The 17,050-nt window shown below is 44.9% G+C and carries 7 protein-coding genes; 6 read left to right on the forward strand and 1 reads right to left on the reverse strand.

The window, feature by feature from the left end:
* Positions 1–10 precede the first annotated feature (10 nt).
* Positions 11–1,945 (reverse strand): PRTRC system ParB family protein, encoded by a 1,935-nt coding sequence (locus GO003_RS24710; protein ID WP_159657696.1) that lies wholly within the window; start codon positions 1,943–1,945, stop codon positions 11–13.
* A gap of 921 nt (positions 1,946–2,866) precedes the next feature.
* On the opposite strand from GO003_RS24710, the gene GO003_RS24715 reads away from it, so the two are divergent.
* The 6 genes from GO003_RS24715 to GO003_RS24740 all read left to right on the forward strand — a co-directional run bounded on the left by GO003_RS24715 (position 2,867) and on the right by GO003_RS24740 (position 16,946).
* Positions 2,867–4,063, forward strand: coding sequence for an ATP-binding protein (locus GO003_RS24715; protein ID WP_159657694.1), 1,197 nt, complete (start codon positions 2,867–2,869; stop codon positions 4,061–4,063).
* 132 nt (positions 4,064–4,195) lie between these two features.
* Entirely contained in the window at positions 4,196–7,264 is a 3,069-nt protein-coding gene (locus tag GO003_RS24720) for an anti-phage-associated DUF499 domain-containing protein (protein ID WP_159657692.1), read from the forward strand.
* On the forward strand, positions 7,261–7,854 hold the full coding sequence (locus GO003_RS24725; protein ID WP_159657690.1) for an anti-phage-associated DUF3780 domain-containing protein: 594 nt from the start codon (positions 7,261–7,263) through the stop codon (positions 7,852–7,854). The genes GO003_RS24720 and GO003_RS24725 overlap by 4 nt, the downstream gene beginning before the upstream one ends.
* Positions 7,854–10,691 carry an anti-phage-associated DUF1156 domain-containing protein gene (locus GO003_RS24730; protein ID WP_159657688.1) on the forward strand — a complete coding sequence of 946 codons (2,838 nt, stop codon included), beginning with the start codon at positions 7,854–7,856 and terminating at the stop codon, positions 10,689–10,691. The genes GO003_RS24725 and GO003_RS24730 overlap by 1 nt, the downstream gene beginning before the upstream one ends.
* Before the next feature lie 3 nt (positions 10,692–10,694).
* Positions 10,695–13,412, forward strand: a complete 2,718-nt coding sequence (locus GO003_RS24735; protein ID WP_159657686.1) for a phospholipase D-like domain-containing anti-phage protein — start codon at positions 10,695–10,697, stop codon at positions 13,410–13,412.
* Between the two features lie 294 nt (positions 13,413–13,706).
* Entirely contained in the window at positions 13,707–16,946 is a 3,240-nt protein-coding gene (locus GO003_RS24740; RefSeq protein ID WP_159657684.1) for an RNA-directed DNA polymerase, read from the forward strand.
* Positions 16,947–17,050: the final 104 nt, after the last annotated feature.

Raw genomic sequence — 17,050 nt, forward strand, 5'->3', positions numbered from 1 at the left:
CGAAGATCAGTCAAGCCGGACGCTCAACCACAGCATCCAAGGTCGCGCGTTCGTCGTCGCTGTTTGCGGTGCCCGATTCTGTCCGTTCGCAATCCAAGTCGTCTGCCAAATCATCCTTGAACGGGCTTGGCGTTTCATTGCTCGATGCCATGTCTTGATGACTATCATCACCCATAAACTTCAAAACGCAACTCGGTACAAAGCCTGAAAAGTCGTAACCGCACCCAAAAACTTCATCCAAGATTTCGTTGTTTTTCTTCTTCATCAGCGCAGCGATTTTGTGTTTCTCGCTTTGCTTTTCATAATGCTCGACGAAAGATACGCCATTGCCGTTTACCGCTTCACGCAGTACACCTTCGATTCCTGCTTTGGTGAACGAGCCCAAGAACTCCCTATCCAGAATAAAATGGTCAGCCAGTTTTGCTTGCGTAACATTCAATACGGATGCAGCGCCTTTCGCCCATGTCTTATTCAGAATCGGATGGGGTTTTTCATGCTCACCCAGCAAATGGCTTAACAGACGATGATTGAAAGCCAGCGTGTCTTCCATACCTAAATCCGACAACGCCTTCACGAATACCCCTATTTCGCCGCCAATTCTTGTCGGGTCTTTTAAGGACGCTGGCATTTTTTCAAACGGAAACGAACTTCTCACCAACCGATAAAGCGCGAAGGTGTTCACGCACAAGACCGCCAGTTTATTATCGGAAATCTGTTTTGCACCAAGGTCGCGGTAAAATCCTTCGATTTTCTCAATCACTCTGGCTGGGGGAATTGCCGCACTTGCATTGCGGGTGTCATCCTCTTTTACAGCGGAACCAATGCTAGAATCCGGGCTTTTCCCGGTCGCTGGATGGGCGGGTTTGGTTGATTTCTTGGGTAAAGTTTTACCTTTATCGTCGTTCGCCGGAACGGATGACGTTTTCAAGCTCTCTTGGTAGGCCGTCACTTTTTCTTTGTGGCAATCTAGATTAAAGCAGCAATCCTCCGTAATTCGACCCAAACGATCGGGTGAAGTGGATAGCAAGGCACCCAAATGAGCGCATTGCTTACAGCCTTTTTCAAACTGAGATTTGCCAACGCCTTCCCCACCGGACTGGCAGATAATCTTGAAAGAATCCGGTCTTCTTTGAGTGTCGAGAAAAACGACAGCGTATTGTTCGGATAATGACGCTTTTTTCTCTAACATCGCCGCTTCGGTTTTTTGCTCAAAGCAAGCCCGATTCGCGCACCGTCCCTCGTTGATATGTTCTTCGAACAGACTGGATTGCATACTGGAGTTATGAGGGCATCCATTGCAAGCCGTCTTATCGAACGTGGCCTTCGACAAATCCAGAGAGAATGACGCCAATCGGCTTTTCAGTTCAGCAACGGAATAGCCGTTTTCGAGAATTTTGCTGAGCGTTGCGCTCTGGAAGTCGCTGGGCAGTTGCGAGAGCAATTCCGCATGACCCAGTTTGATTTGGCGTTCTGTCAGCGCAGTGAGCACTTCCGGGGCCGCATGAAGCAGCAATAACCGCGCATCGAACTTAACAGTACTCCAGCCCAAAAGCCGTAACGCTTCCTTTTTATCACCACCGCAATCACTCAACACATCCCTGGCTGCCACCGCTTCTTCGGCTGGACTCATATCAGCCCTTTGCGAATTTTCGACGGTTGCAATCAATCTGGCTTCCCTGTCGCTCAGCTTACGCACTACCGCAGGAATTTCAGTTAAACCGGCTTCCTTTGCAGCTCTCCAGCGGCGTTCACCCGCTACCACCCAATAGCCATTGCCATCAGCAACCGGCCTGACAATGATCGGCTGAATCACTCCTTCAGCCTGTACCGAAACGACTAACTGCTGAAATTCGCAGTTATCAAAGAATTTGCGTGGATTGAATCCCTCTTGAACACTGATGTGATCGATAGGCACTTTTGTGAGTTTTGCTTGATGGGTTTGCATGACTTTCTCCATAGCTTTGCCACTTTTTAGGTTTCCCGAAAATACGGCACGGTTAATAAAAACTACGGAACAACAGTCTCACGACCTTCAAAGAACGCAAGACCTAAAAATCATTTCCTGGGCCATTGATATTCAAGCAACACCTCTCAGGTTTGTAGCTTAGGTATTTAATGGGGAACCTATAAAAATCGTTATAAGCAAAGTGAATTGCAATGAATTCTTCATTACATGATTCAGAGTGATGCAAGAGGGAAAATGAGCCAGGATTATTCCAGATAGAAACAGCGAGACAGAAGACAAGGCAATCTGGCTTTAAGACATTCTTGACGAATTACTTGAGGTGGAATGGATAATTCAAGACGAATATTGATAGCCCAATACCAGGGTTTTTAACCGATTGTCCAAATAGCATTACCTGACAGAATTCTATTGAAAAACATGTAGGGGTTCTAAGCCCAAACCCTCGTAATTTTTTTAATCATTTTAAATCAATTCGTTAGTCAAATTTTATACCGGCTAAAATCTCATCAAAGTCGATTGGACGCACGGTGACTTTGTCTACAGCCTCCCAGCGAAAAGCCATTTGACTGAGTGTTTTCTCGCATAATCGTTGTCCAGTAGTGATTAGGGAATCCTTCGGCGTGATGTTAAACGCCTGATCGGGGGTGTAAGCCCAAGCCGCCGAAAATTCCGAGGGTTTGGGCTTTGGACCCCTACAAAGCGAAGCAGAAAAAAGGTTATCAATCTGTTCTTGTAGCTCGTTAATCAATGCTATTCAAACACGCAAGTACAGCTTAGCGTAATATTTTTTCCGAATTCTGCCACTACCTCTTTAGCAATTCCAAAGATTGTCCTTGACAGAGTGTACTAATATTATAGATATTATGTTTTTATCGTAAATTCTATAAAGTAGGTATATAAATGGACCCAATACGTAATCCATTTGCCCCTGGTGCTGGTAGCCCGCCTCCTGAGCTTGCTGGTCGTGACAGTGTTCGCCAAAAAATGAAACTTTGTCTTGGACGCCTGCGCATTGGCCGTCCTGCAAAAAGCGTCATGCTTGTGGGTCTACGTGGAGTTGGTAAAACGGTACTTTTGGACCGAATGATGAAAGATGCCGAAGCCGACGGTATGATAACCATTCGCATTGAAGCACCAGAAGGACGCTCATTGCCGGCCATGTTGGCACCACAATTACGTTTGGCGTTGCTTAGATTAAATCGCATCGCTAAGGCGGCAGACTACGCAGTTCGTGGCCTAAAGGCATTGGCTGGATTTGCCAGTAAGCTAAAGGTAACATTCAATGACATAGAGGTTGGATTTGATTTCGATCCGGAGCCAGGCCTTGCTGATAATGGTGATCTTGAAGGCGACCTGACAATGCTGTTAGAGCAAGTAGGTTTGGCGGCAAAAGCGGCGGAAACGGTTGTAGCCATTTACATCGATGAATTGCAATATGTAGAAGAAGCGCAGTTGGCAGCTCTCATTTCGGCGTTACACCGCTGTTCGCAGAATCAATTACCACTTACTGTTATTGGCGCTGGACTCCCACAACTGCGAGGCAAAATGGGCGATGCCAAGTCATATTCCGAGCGACTGTTTGATTTTCCTGAGATTGGCCCGTTAAACGCTGCTGATGCAACTGAGGCCATCGTTAAGCCTATCTTGAGCGAGGGAGCAGAAGTTGACGCAAGTGCGGTAGATCTGATTATTGCGGAAACAAAGGGGTATCCCTATTTCCTTCAGGAATGGGGAAAACATGCATGGGATATTGCGACGCAGAGTCCAATTGCCAATAGTGACATTGAGCGTGCATCCAAGGAAGCCATCGCAACTTTGGATGAAAGTTTTTTCCGTGTTCGGTTTGATCGTCTCACACCAAAGGAAAAACAATACCTGCGTGCCATGGCTGAATTGGGCCCAGGTCCACACAGATCAGGCGATATTGCTGCCGAGCTGGCCCGTGAAACCTCATCACTGGGACCGATCCGCAGCAGTTTAATTGTGAAGGGAATGATTTGGAGCCCTACACATGGTGATACAGCGTTTACTGTGCCTTTGTTCGATGAATTTATGAAAAGAATCGTACCGGGCAAAGACTGGACAAAAACCGAATAATAGATGGTTGCTAATCAACAATATGATTCTAATTCTAGTTTATTTAATAGCAATTAATTAAATAGCAAGGGATTTATAAAAAATGAATGCAGCAAATTTAATAGTGATTTGGAAAGAAAGCAGGAGCAATAAATGAGAACCATCCGAAGCGCCTGTAAGCTTCAGCCAAAAGCCCTCGATATTAATGTTGGTGATCAGATAGAGCAGCTCGACCAGATCATTAATGAAACCAATGGTCAGGAGTATTTCAATAAAACCTTCATCACTGACGGGATGAAGTCTCTTTTGACAAAAGGTATGTCCCGCCTGGCCGGGAAATCGAATGACACTGTTTTTCACCTGAAACAAGCAATGGGGGGTGGTAAAACTCATTTAATGGTGGGTTTTGGGCTTCTCGCTAAAGATCAGGCTCTTCGTTCCAACCAGATTGGGGTAATGCCATATCAATCCGATTTTGGAACTGCAAAGATTGCTGCGTTCAATGGCAGAAATAATCCACCTACCTATTTATGGGGAGAAATAGCCCGTCAACTAGGTAAGGAATCTCTATTCCGCGAGTATTGGGAAGCAGGAGCGAAAGCGCCTGATGAAAGAGCTTGGATGCAAATTTTCGATGGTGATACCCCCATCTTAATTTTACTCGATGAGATGCCACCCTATTTCCATTATTACAGTACGCAGGTTTTAGGTAATGGTACAGTTGCGGACGTGATCACCCGAGCTTTTTCCAATATGCTCACCGCTGCGCAGAAGAAAAAGAACGTCTGTATCGTTGTTTCCGACTTGGAAGCGGCTTACGACACCGGTGGTAAATTGATTCAACGCGCACTTGATGATGCAACTCAGGAGTTAGGCAGAGCGGAAGTCAGTATTACGCCAGTAAACCTTGAATCAAATGAAATCTATGAAATCCTGAGAAAGCGCTTATTCCTGTCTCTTCCTGATAATAGTGAAATCTCAGATATTGCCGGGGTGTATGCAAGCCGTCTTGCCGAGGCTGCAAGAGCCAGAACAGTTGAACGTAGTGCAGAAGCCCTTGCCACTGAAATTGAATCGACCTATCCATTTCACCCCAGCTTTAGAAGTATCGTTGCTCTTTTTAAGGACAATGAAAAATTTAAGCAAACCCGTGGCTTAATGGAGCTTGTTTCCCGATTACTGAAATCAGTCTGGGAAAGTAATGAGGATGTTTATCTAATTGGTGCTCAGCATTTTGATCTGTCGATAGCGGATGTCCGGGAAAAACTCGCGGATATTTCTGAAATGCGTGATGTTATAGCTAGAGACCTGTGGGACTCATCCGACAGCGCTCATGCACAGATCATCGATATAGATAACGGCAATAACTACGCCAAGCAAGTAGGAACGTTGCTACTAACAGCGAGCTTATCAACGGCCGTAAATTCTGTAAAAGGCCTCTCAGAAAGCGAGATGCTTGAATGTCTGATTGATCCCATCCGTCAGGCCAGTGATTTTCGTGCCGCTTTTACGGAGCTTCACAAAGCAGCCTGGTATCTTCACCAGACACAGGAGGGAAGAAGCTATTTCGACCGTCAGGAGAACCTGACCAAAAAACTGCAAGGTTATGCAGATAAGGCACCACAGAACAAAGTCGATGAACTGATACGTCATCGTTTAGACGAGATGTATAAGCCAACAACAAAAGAGGCTTATGATCGAGTACTTCCGCTACCTGAAATGGACGAGGCCGAAGCAGTGCTTAAAACTACACGGGCTTTACTCATTATCAGTCCTGACGGTAAAGCACCGCCAGAAGTGGTGAAACGCTTTTTTGGTAGCTTGATTAATAAAAACAACATTCTCGTTCTTTCCGGCGAGAAATCATCGATGGCAAGCGTTGATAAGGCGGCAAGGCATGTCTACGCGGTGACGAAGACGGATAGCGAGATCAATGCATCGCATCCTCAACGAAAAGAACTCGATGAAAAGAAAGCGCAGTACGAACAGGACTTTCAAACGACTGTCCTTTCAGTGTTTGATAAGCTTATGTTTCCTGGTAAAAACGGTGACGAAGATGTGCTCCGCACTAAAGCTCTGGACAGCACCTATCCTTCCAACGAACACTATAACGGCGAACGTCAGATTATCAAAACCCTCACTTCAGATCCTATTAAACTTTACACCCAAATTCCCGAAAACTTTGATGCCCTCAGAGCGCGATCTGAACAGTTGCTGTTTGGGGCACAGGACGAGGCTAGAAAAACAGACCTGCTGGATAAAATGAAACAGAAAACTCAAATGCCTTGGCTTCCCTCCAAAGGATTTGATCAGCTTGCACAGGAAGCTTTTCAAAGAGGTATTTGGGAAGATTTGGGTAATGGCTATATCACTAAAAAACCCAAGGCAAAACAGACCGAGGTTTTAGTTTTTCCAGATAGTACGCCCGATGACAACGGAAAAGTGCGTCTAAAAATTGACGTGGTCAATGCCGGAAACAGCCCCAAAATTCACTATCAGGAAGACGGTGAAGTGACGACTAAGTCCCCCATTCTGACTGACAATGTCCTGCTCACCAAGGCATTGCGAGTGCAGTTTATTGCCATTGATCCTACCGAAAAAAATCAGACGGGTAATGCTACAACCTGGACAAATGAATTAACCATCAGAAATCGCTTTGATGAGGTTGCTCGTAAAGTGGAGCTTTTTGTCGCTCCTAAGGGAACTATCCGCTATACCCTTGATGGCTCAGAGGCAAGAAATGGTATTGATTACACAGGGGCAATAGAAATTGGCGACAATGCAGCTACAGTCTATGTGTTTGCAGAATGCGAGGGTATCGAAGCAAAACGTAACTTTTCCTTTGCGGAATCTGGCTCAAAAGAGATTCTGATTATTAAGGAAAAACCAGCGCAGCTATACAGCCCTACGCCCAAGCGACTTGATAACGCCGCAAAAACCTATGAAGGTCTTAAACTCGCCAAAGAGAAAAACATCACTTTTGAACAGGTGACGCTTATTATCGGCTCTGCCCCTAAGGTAATCCACCTATCCCTAGGTGAGATGAAAATTGATGCTGATTTTATTGAAAAGGCACTGTCACATCTTCAAACCCTGGTTACACCAGAGGCACCGGTGGCGATGCAGTTTAAAAAAGCCAACACCTTTACGGGACATGATTTGGAGCAATTCGCCAAGGCGTTGGGTATAGAACTCATCAATGATGAGGTCATTCAAGAATGATGCAAACCACAGATTTTGGTGCGCCATCCGGATTTGGAGCACATTGCTTTTATGTGGAAATTCCGGCCATTCCTCGATACGCGGTCCGCATTTATGAGGACTATGGCTTTGATGGGGATGAGAGCCGTCGTGAGACGACAGAGTGTCGCGTAATTCTTGCTCGGGAACTCTGGACCAAAATTCGGGATGATGCTCGCCGTGATTTTAATGCCCGCCTGAAGGCGAAAAAGCAGAGCACTGGATCATGGAATACTGGCACGGTTAAGCTTGATCGGTTTTTAGGTCGTGAGCTTTGCGTTTTAGCCTGGGCGGCAGAACATGCAACTCCTCAGGAGTGTTTAATCATCTGTCAAAAGTGGCTTGCCCTGCGTCCGGAAGAACGCTGGTGGTTTTACTCAAAGACTGCTGCCGAAGCCAGGCTGGCAGATCAGTCCGAGCGGGGCTGGCGTAAGGCACTTTATTGTGCTCTCTCCGATGGAATCAGCATAAAACTTGAGCAGAAAATCAAACCTAAAGGTTTAAAAACAAAAGATGTTAATGAAGAGGCTCTGCCATCCCTCTTTGATTTTATTGAAATTGGGGAAATATAATGGCTTTGCAACCCTTTGAATGGAAAGATAAACCTGCACTAATTGAACACCTGTTTCCTGTTCAGAAAATTTCGGCGGAAAGTTTCAAGGAGCAGATGGCGGGTTCTGGTAAAACTTTGACAGCTTTGGGTAGTTACTGGAAGGGACGAAAACCACTTATTCTTAATAAAGCCTGTATTCTTGGTGCGTTGCTTCCTGCAACTGATGATCCACTCAAAGACCTTCAGATTTTCGAGTTATTGATGGGTATGGACAGTCAAACGATGCAAAAGCGCATCGAAGCGACTTTGCCGGCCTCAAAGCAGGCCATCGTTAGTGAATATTTGGTATTGCCCTACAACGAGCAGGTTAGAAAGGCAAAGCGCCCTGAAGAGCTTCCTGATTCGCTTTTTTCTCATGCCTGGTCAAAGGTAAATGCTCACCTTGGTACTTCAGCATCATCGTTCTCTGAACTGTTGGAACAAATCGGCATAGCTCGCTTTGGTCACCGGCCAAGAGTTGCCGATGTTTTTAGCGGTAGTGGGCAAATTCCCTTTGAAGCAGCACGGCTAGGCTGCGATGTTTATGCCTCCGATCTGAATCCGATTGCCTGTATGCTCACTTGGGGTGGTTTTAACATCGTCGGCGCAAGTGCGGAGAAACGCATTGCAATCGACAATGCGCAAAAAGAACTGGCTAAAAAAATACAAACTGAGGTTGATACCTTAGAAATTGAAACCGATGGCAAAGGGTGGCGTGCAAAGGTATATCTCTACTGCCTTGAGGTTCATTGTCCAGAAAGTGGCTGGAAAGTTCCTCTGCTACCTAGCCTTATTATTAGTAAAGGTTATAAGGTAGTGGCACGACTTGTACCTATTCCAGTTGAGAAACGGTATGACATTGAAATAGTTTATGTTGATACGGATGAGCAAGTTGAAAATGCAAAGGTTGGAACGGTACAGGATGGCGATATTGTTCATTCACCCAATGGAATAATAGTGCATCGTGTCAGCATAAATACTATTCGAGGCGATTACAAAGACGGCAAAGAAAATAAAAACCGCCTGAGATTATGGGAAAAATCAGATTTCATTCCCCGCCCAGATGATATTTTTCAAGAGCGACTTTATTGCGTGCAATGGATGAAGCAAAAGTCAGGAGGTAAGAATTTTGACTATGAATTCCGCACCGTTACTGCTGCTGATTTAAAACGTGAACAAATCGTTATTGATTACGTTCAAACGCATTTAGCGGATTGGCAGGAAAAAGGTTTTGTACCTGACATGATGATTGAAAAAGGCGATGAAACTGAACGGCTTTATCGTGAACGTGGTTGGTCGCATTGGCACCATTTGTTTAATGCACGGCAGTTGCTATTCGTTGGACTATCAAATCAATCTCAAATTGCTGTCAATAAATTTGCGATTACTGCGCTCGTAGATAGATGTTCACGTTTATGTAGATGGGATAACAGTGCATACAAAGGCGGCGGCGGAAACTCTGCAAACGTATTTGATAATCAAGCATTAAATACTGTTTGGAATTATGGATGTAGAAGTTTTTTATATGTTGCCGATTATATTCAACCAAATTTCAAATCATTTTCTGTTACATCAAAAACAACTGTTAATTCTCACACCGCTTCAAACCTCGAAACAGAAAACGACATTTACATCACCGACCCGCCTTATGGTGACGCGGTGAAATATGAAGAAATCACCGAGTTTTTTATTGCTTGGCTCCGAAAAAATCCGCCTGCTGAATTTTCTCATTGGACGTGGGATAGTCGTCGTTCGCTTGCGATCAAGGGCGAAGACGAAGGCTTTCGACAAGGCATGGTGGCAGCTTACCGTAAAATGACTGAACTGATGCCCGAAAACGGTATTCAGGTATTGATGTTTACCCATCAAAGTGGCTCTATCTGGGCTGACATGGCAAACATCATTTGGGCAAGTGGATTGCAAGTGACTGCGGCGTGGTATGTAGTCACAGAAGCAGACTCAGCACTTCGGCAAGGTGCCAATGTGACAGGAACCATTATGCTGGTACTACGTAAACGCCATCAACATCTTGAAACCTTCCGCGATGACCTTGGCTGGGAGATTGAGGAAGCTGTAAAAGAGCAGATGGAATCCCTAGTAGGTCTTGATAAATCAGTAAGAGCACAAGGTTCAGAAGGGCTTTATACCGATGCCGATCTGCAGATGGCGGGCTATGCGGCGGCACTAAAAGTGCTCACAGCTTACTCGGTCATTGACGGTAAAAATATGGTGGTTGAAGCTGAAGCCCCCCGCCAAAAAGGAAAAAAGACCTTTGTTGACGAGTTGATAGATTTTGCCGTGCTAACAGCGGTGCAGTTTCTGGTGCCAGTGGGCTTTGAGAAGAGTGAATGGCAGAAGCTTGCTGCTGTGGAACGGTTTTACCTAAAAATGGCAGAGATGGAACATCAAGGCAGTCAGTCTCTTGATAACTATCAGAATTTTGCCAAAGCTTTCAAAATACACCACTTTGATCAACTGATGAGTGATTCCTCAAAGGCAAACTCAGCGCGACTGAAACTTTCCACCGAGTTCAAGTCATCAATGATGACAGGGGATGCGGAGATTGCATCAACTCCGCTACGGGCGTTGTTATATGCCATGTATGAGCTCACCAAAGAGGTTGAAGTTGATGATGTACTGCTGCATTTAATGGACAATTGCCCTAACTATCTACCCACCAAGCCACTACTGGCGAAAATGGCTGACTACCTTGCAGAAAAGCGGGAATGCCTGAAGCCTACTAAAACATTTGATCCTAAGGGCGAGGCAAGTGCCGCCCGGGTGATGGCGGAAGCCATTCGTAACCAGAAGCTTTAATTTATGGCGCTGCACCGATTTTCTTCCCGCACAGAGCGATTAGACACAGAGTTTTTGGCAAAATCGCTTCAGGGTGCGGTGAAGTATTTTCGTATTGCTGGATATTTCCGTAGTTCCATCTTTGAGTTGGTGGGTGAAGAGATTGCTCAAATCCCGGAAGTAAAAATTGTCTGCAATTCTGAACTGGATCTTGCAGATTTTTTAGTGGCAACCGGTCGAAATACCGCACTTAAGGAGCGCTGGAACCAAGTGGATGTTGAGGCTGAGGCCTTGCTCAAAAAAGAGCGGTATCAGATTCTCGATCAATTACTTACTGCTGGCAATGTTGAGATAAAGGTCGTCCCTAAAGAACGATTGTTTCTGCATGGCAAAGCCGGTTCAATACATTATGCGGATGGCAGTCGTAAAGCTTTTGTGGGTTCGGTTAATGATTCTAAAAGCGCATTTGCTCAGAACTATGAGTTAGTTTGGCAGGATGACGATGAATCAAGTGCTGATTGGGTTGAAAAGGAGTTCTGGGCACTTTGGAAAGAGGGTGTTCCGCTACCTAATGCCATCTTAGCCGAGATTCAACGTGTTGCCAGTCGGCGAGAAGTAACCGTAGATGTTCTTAAGCCTGGGGATATTCCAGCTGCAGCGATGGCGGAAGCACCTATTTATCGAGGTGGTGAACAACTACAGCCCTGGCAGCGATCCTTCGTAAGCCTATTTCTGGAGCATCGTGAAATCTACGGCAAAGCCAGGTTATTGCTCGCTGATGAAGTTGGAGTTGGTAAAACCCTTTCCATGGCGACCAGTGCTTTAGTCAGTGCTTTATTAGACGATGGCCCGGTGCTGATTCTGGCACCGTCAACACTGACCATTCAATGGCAAATTGAGATGAAAGATAAACTGGGAATCCCCAGCGCGGTCTGGTCGTCGCAAAAAAAAGTGTGGATTGGTGTCGAAGGCCAGCAACTTTCACCTAGAGGTGATGCTTTATCCATCAAAAAGTGTCCTTATCGAATTGCTATTATTTCCACAGGGCTGATTATGCATCAGCGGGAAAAGGAGGTGTTTGTTAAAGAAGCCGGTCTGCTTCTTAAGAATCGATATGGCACCATTATTCTTGATGAAGCGCATAAAGCCCGCATCAGAGGTGGTTTAGGCGATGGTGCTACTCAGCCAAACAATCTACTAGCCTTTATGCACTTAATGGGTAAACGCACAAAGCATCTTATCCTGGGTACTGGAACGCCGATTCAAACTGCGGTTCGTGAACTTTGGGATCTTTTAGGTATTCTCAATAGTGGCGCCGAGTTTGTTTTGGGTGATTCGCTTTCTCCCTGGCGGGATCACGAACACGCTATTCCAATGGTAACAGGCAACACTAGACCATCCAGTGAAGCGGCAGTTTGGGATTGGCTGAATAATCCGCTTCCTCCGGGCAATGAACATCATATAGTTCAAAATATACGCGACCACCTGAGTATCAAGCCGAAAGATTTTATCTGTTCTCAACGGTTTGACGATCTTGATTATCTAGTGCAGAGCATGTGGCTCTCACAGTGTCTTGATCCTGATTTTTTTCGGTTGAGTAATCCCGTTCTTAGGCACACAGTGCTTCGCAAGAGAAAACAGCTTGAAGATGATGGATTGCTGGAAAAAGTGGGGGTTAACACGCATCCGATCCTGAAAAAAAGTTACCTCTATCAATCCCGGTTTGTGGGGCTTGGTATTCCAACCAATACCCCTTTTGAAGTCGCTTATAAAAAAGCCGAGGAGTTTAGCAAGTTACTACAGGCTCGTACCAAAAAAGGCGGGTTTATGAAATCGTTGATACTCCAACGCATTTGCTCCAGCTTTGCGTCGGGTCGAAAAACAGCTCAAAAGATGTTGCAGCACACAGATTTTAGCGAAGATGAAGATAATAGTGACGAAGTGGAACACCTTCTTTCAGAAATGACGCCTGCTGAGGCGGCCTGTCTCCGTGAAATCGAGACCCAGTTATCCCGTCCTGAAGCAGTTGACTCCAAACTCGAAACGGTAAAATGGTTTCTAACCGAATTCCGTACCGAAGGAAGAACCTGGCTTGAGCATGGCTGCATCATTTTTAGTCAATACTTTGATACTGCCGAATGGATTGCTAAAGAACTAGCGAAATCCTTTGATGGGGAAGTTGTAGCCGTTTATGCAGGGGCCGGAAAGAGCGGTCTATTCCGGGGGAACCAGTTCAACAAAGTGAGTCGTGAAGTGATCAAGACCGCTGTCCAAACACGAGAGATTCGGCTGGTCGTGGCTACCGATGCGGCCTGTGAAGGTCTTAACCTGCAAATGCTAGGAACGCTGATCAACATCGACCTGCCATGGAATCCTTCTCGATTAGAGCAGCGATTGGGACGAATCAAGCGTTTCGGTCAGGCCCGTAAGTTTGTTGATATGCTTAATTTGGTCTACAGCGAAACCCAGGATGAAAAAGTTTATAACGTCCTGTCTGAGCGACTTAAGGATACCTATGACATTTTCGGTAGCCTGCCCGATACAATTGACGATGATTGGATTCAGGATGAGGCGGAACTTGATAAGAGAATGGATGTTTATATCCACGAACGCAAACAAGCTGAAGATGCTTTTTCTGTAAAGTACCGTAGCACGATAGACCCTGAAGTTAATCTCTGGGAACGCTGTGCCACCGTTCTCTCCAGGCGGGATATTATCAATGCGTTAAGTGAGCCTTGGTGAGGGTAGCAAGGTAATAGTCACTGAACAGCAGTGTTGATGTGTCCCGAATGAGATGCTCTTCTCTTACATGATATTGTGTTGTGCGGCATGAGATTAATGATCGTAGGTCCGAATTGCACCAAATATTACTTGCTCTTGAAGCAATATATTAAGACGACGTTTGGGATCTACTAAACACAGCTGTCAGCATAGAATTATAACATTTGATTAATCCAAATTTGCCATACTGCGCGACTGACTCTTGCCGACGCTCATGAGCGGAAAAGTAACGGTTAAATTATAAAAGGAATGACGATGGGCTATCAGGCAAAATTTTCCGGCTGGCAAAATATTACCATTGAAGACATGCTGGTAGCCTATCGCAAGGCCAAGGCAGATTGTTTTTTTGAAAATACCTTCCCGACAGCCATTAAGTTTGCTGAGTATGAGCAAGGCTTATTGGTCAAGCTAAATGCGTTGCTAAACAACCTGCAAACAGATAATGGCTTTACGGCAAATAAGGATTATTTGGGTGAGTTTCGCCTACTGCCTAAAAAACTTTCTTTTAAGCCAAAATCCACTGCAAGTAATGGACATGTTCACTTTTCGAACCCAAAAAGAACATTTGAACATTTGACCCAAAATAATGATTTATTGCCCGAATTTCGTATTGTTGGTGACTTTCCAGTGGAGAGCCATATTATCTCGGCACTCTGGATCAATATGATTGGCCAGAAGTTTGATGCTTTTTTGGACGACAGCTGCTACGGCGCAAGACTAAGACGGATTCGAGATGAAGATACACTTGATGAAAATGCGCCTAAACCATTTCACTTAAGCTCAATCGGATCATTTACGCCGTATTTATATCCCTATCAAAAATGGCGTAACGATGGATTAAAAGCCATTCGCGGTGAGTTAGAGAAAGAACGCGATGTGATTGCGGTGTCGCTGGATTTAAAAAGCTACTACCACTTTATCGATCCAATGGCTCTGGCGTTGCCGGGGTTGCATCAAGAACTTGGGCTAACCTTAACAGAAGAAGAGCAGGGGTTTACGCTTGAGTTGGCTAAGTTTCTTAGTCACTGGTCAGAAAAAGCAAATGCTTTTGCCCAGAAGTCCATCCAGGGCAAATCGAATGTCTACGGTGGGCTTGTTATTGGCCTAACGGTTAGTCGTATTATTTCTAATGTGCTTTTGCACCACTGGGACCGCCTAATCAAGCAAAAAATCGCACCGATCCACTATGGTCGTTATGTGGATGACATTTTTTTGGTGCTTCTTGATACTGGAACAATCACCAACAGTGATGGCTTTATGCAATTTTTACAAGAGCGCTTGGGAAAAGATTGCATCTTTCATGACGCTGACAGCAGCAAAAGTAAAAAAGACACCCCCAGCCCCAAGCTATGGCAAATCCAGCAAGGCAAGGAGTTACAGGGCGATTCGCTGATAAAGTTGCAATCAGATAAACAGAAACTGTTTTTACTTCAAGGTCGAGCCGGGCTTGATCTACTCGATAGTATTGAAAAAGAGATTTACGAGCTGTCCAGTGAACATCGTCTGATGCCTTCGCCGGATCAACTTGAAGATTCAACGGCTGCGCGCGTTCTTTCTGCGGCCGGTTCTGTAGGCGAAAATGCCGATACACTGCGCCGGGCTGATGGTCTTACTATTCGCCGTTTAAGCTGGTCTATGCAATTACGTCATGTTGAAACCTTGGCACGTGATTTACCTGCACACGAATGGTCAAAACAGCGCGAAGAGTTTTATCAATTTGCTTATAACCATATTCTTCGACCAGACAGCCTATTTGCCCATTTTAACTATCTACCTCGCTTGCTAGGTTTTGCTATTAGTTTGAATGAATGGCAACAGGCTGAACAAATCGTATTGCGAGCATTTGATTCTATTGTTCAGCTGCAAGCAGCAATACCTAATGGCAAAAATATAACTGTAAATGGTGCTGATGTAGAAGCTGGTAATGACTTGTGGCGTTATATAAAAGGCACATTAACTTGGTTATTTATCGATGCCGCTACTCGCTATTACGATCCTGATAAATTGATGTCCGATAAGCGGACAAGAAAAGAAAAGCGACTAGCCGAACTGTTCTTGAAAGGCATTTTTCAAGGTCTTGTTGAAGTTGAACAATGGCTTAATTTAACGTTTGGATTCGAAGAGTTTCATGAAAAGGCTCCTTTAGTTGCTATGGCCGATTTAGCCAAAGAGCCTTACAAACGGATACTTAAAAGTCGCTCAGCTGGCAACCTGATAAAAAGGCGGGATGGCAAAAAAGAAAGCAAAATTATGAAGTTGTTTAATTCGGCTCAACTGGTTGATACTGCAGTGCTTAAAGGTTTCTTGAAAGCTACTAATACGTCTCGACTTTTTGCTATTGAATCTGGTTCTCGTAAGGGAGAAAGCTACTTACCTTATTTGTTTCCGACACGCCCACTCACCGCATTGGAAATTTCAGAACTTGCGCCGGAATGTGTTGGGCTACCCCAATGTGATGGCAAAATTTGCAAACAAAAACCATCAGTTATTTGGGCCAAATATACTCAAGCGATTCGGGGAGTATGGATAAAACCCACGTTACTGGCCGCCGACCAAGATGGTGAAGAACACAAAAAAAGCTCAAAGGCAGTAAAGTATTTACGGATCGGGACGGAACGGAAGCAAAAAATTATCGTTGCTTTAACCAATCTAAAAACCGAAGACTCCGATTGGGCAGCCATGGCTTGCAATAAGTCCAACCTTTCTGCAGATCGATATAGCCGAATTACAAAATTAATAGAGCAAATAATAAAGTTAAAACCCAAACCTGATTATGCTCTTTTTCCGGAACTATCTCTTCCTTTGAGGTGGGTAGATACTATTGCCTACTACCTTGCTAAATCAGGTATAAGTTTGATTGCAGGTACGGAATATCGACATTTCGATAAAAATGAGCTGCTGAGTGAAGTATGTCTTGTACTTACTGATAATCGGCTCGGTTTTCCGGCAGCAGTCAGAATTTGGCAGCCTAAACTTCAGCCGGCAGTTGGCGAGGACAAAGAGCTGACCTCTAAGTTTGGCAAGACTTGGGCGGTTTCCAAAATTAAAGGGAAACAGTCTAAGCCCGTTTACATCCACAATAATACACACTTTGGGGTTATGGTTTGCTCTGAGCTACAAAATAGCAAAGCTAGAGTGAAATTTCAGGGTGAAGTCGATGCATTGATGGTACTGAGTTGGAATCAGGATTTAGAAACTTTTTCATCTCTTATCGAATCTGCCGCGCTTGATGTGCATGCTTACACTATTTTGGTTAACAACCGTAAGTATGGCGACAGTCGAGTGAGGTCTCCGTCCAAAGAGTCGTTTATGCGTGATTTGGCAAGGGTTCGGGGGGGAGACAATGATTTCGTTATTGCTGCCACTCTCGATATAGATGAATTGCGAGCTTTTCAAAGTCGAGCCAAACGTTGGCCTCAAGATGACGATAAATTTAAACCTGTTCCAGAAGGTTTCAGACTAGCCAAAGGCCGCCGACGATTACCACCAAGATGAACGAAGCGTTTCGAATTGAACTACAAGCCTGTGATGTATCGCGTAACCGTTTGCGTTACACCGCATTGGGTGCTAATCAACAAAAGGCTCTAAAGTTTCACGAG

The sequence above is a fragment of the Methylicorpusculum oleiharenae genome (assembly GCF_009828925.2).
In the GTDB taxonomy this organism is placed as follows: domain Bacteria; phylum Pseudomonadota; class Gammaproteobacteria; order Methylococcales; family Methylomonadaceae; genus Methylicorpusculum; species Methylicorpusculum oleiharenae.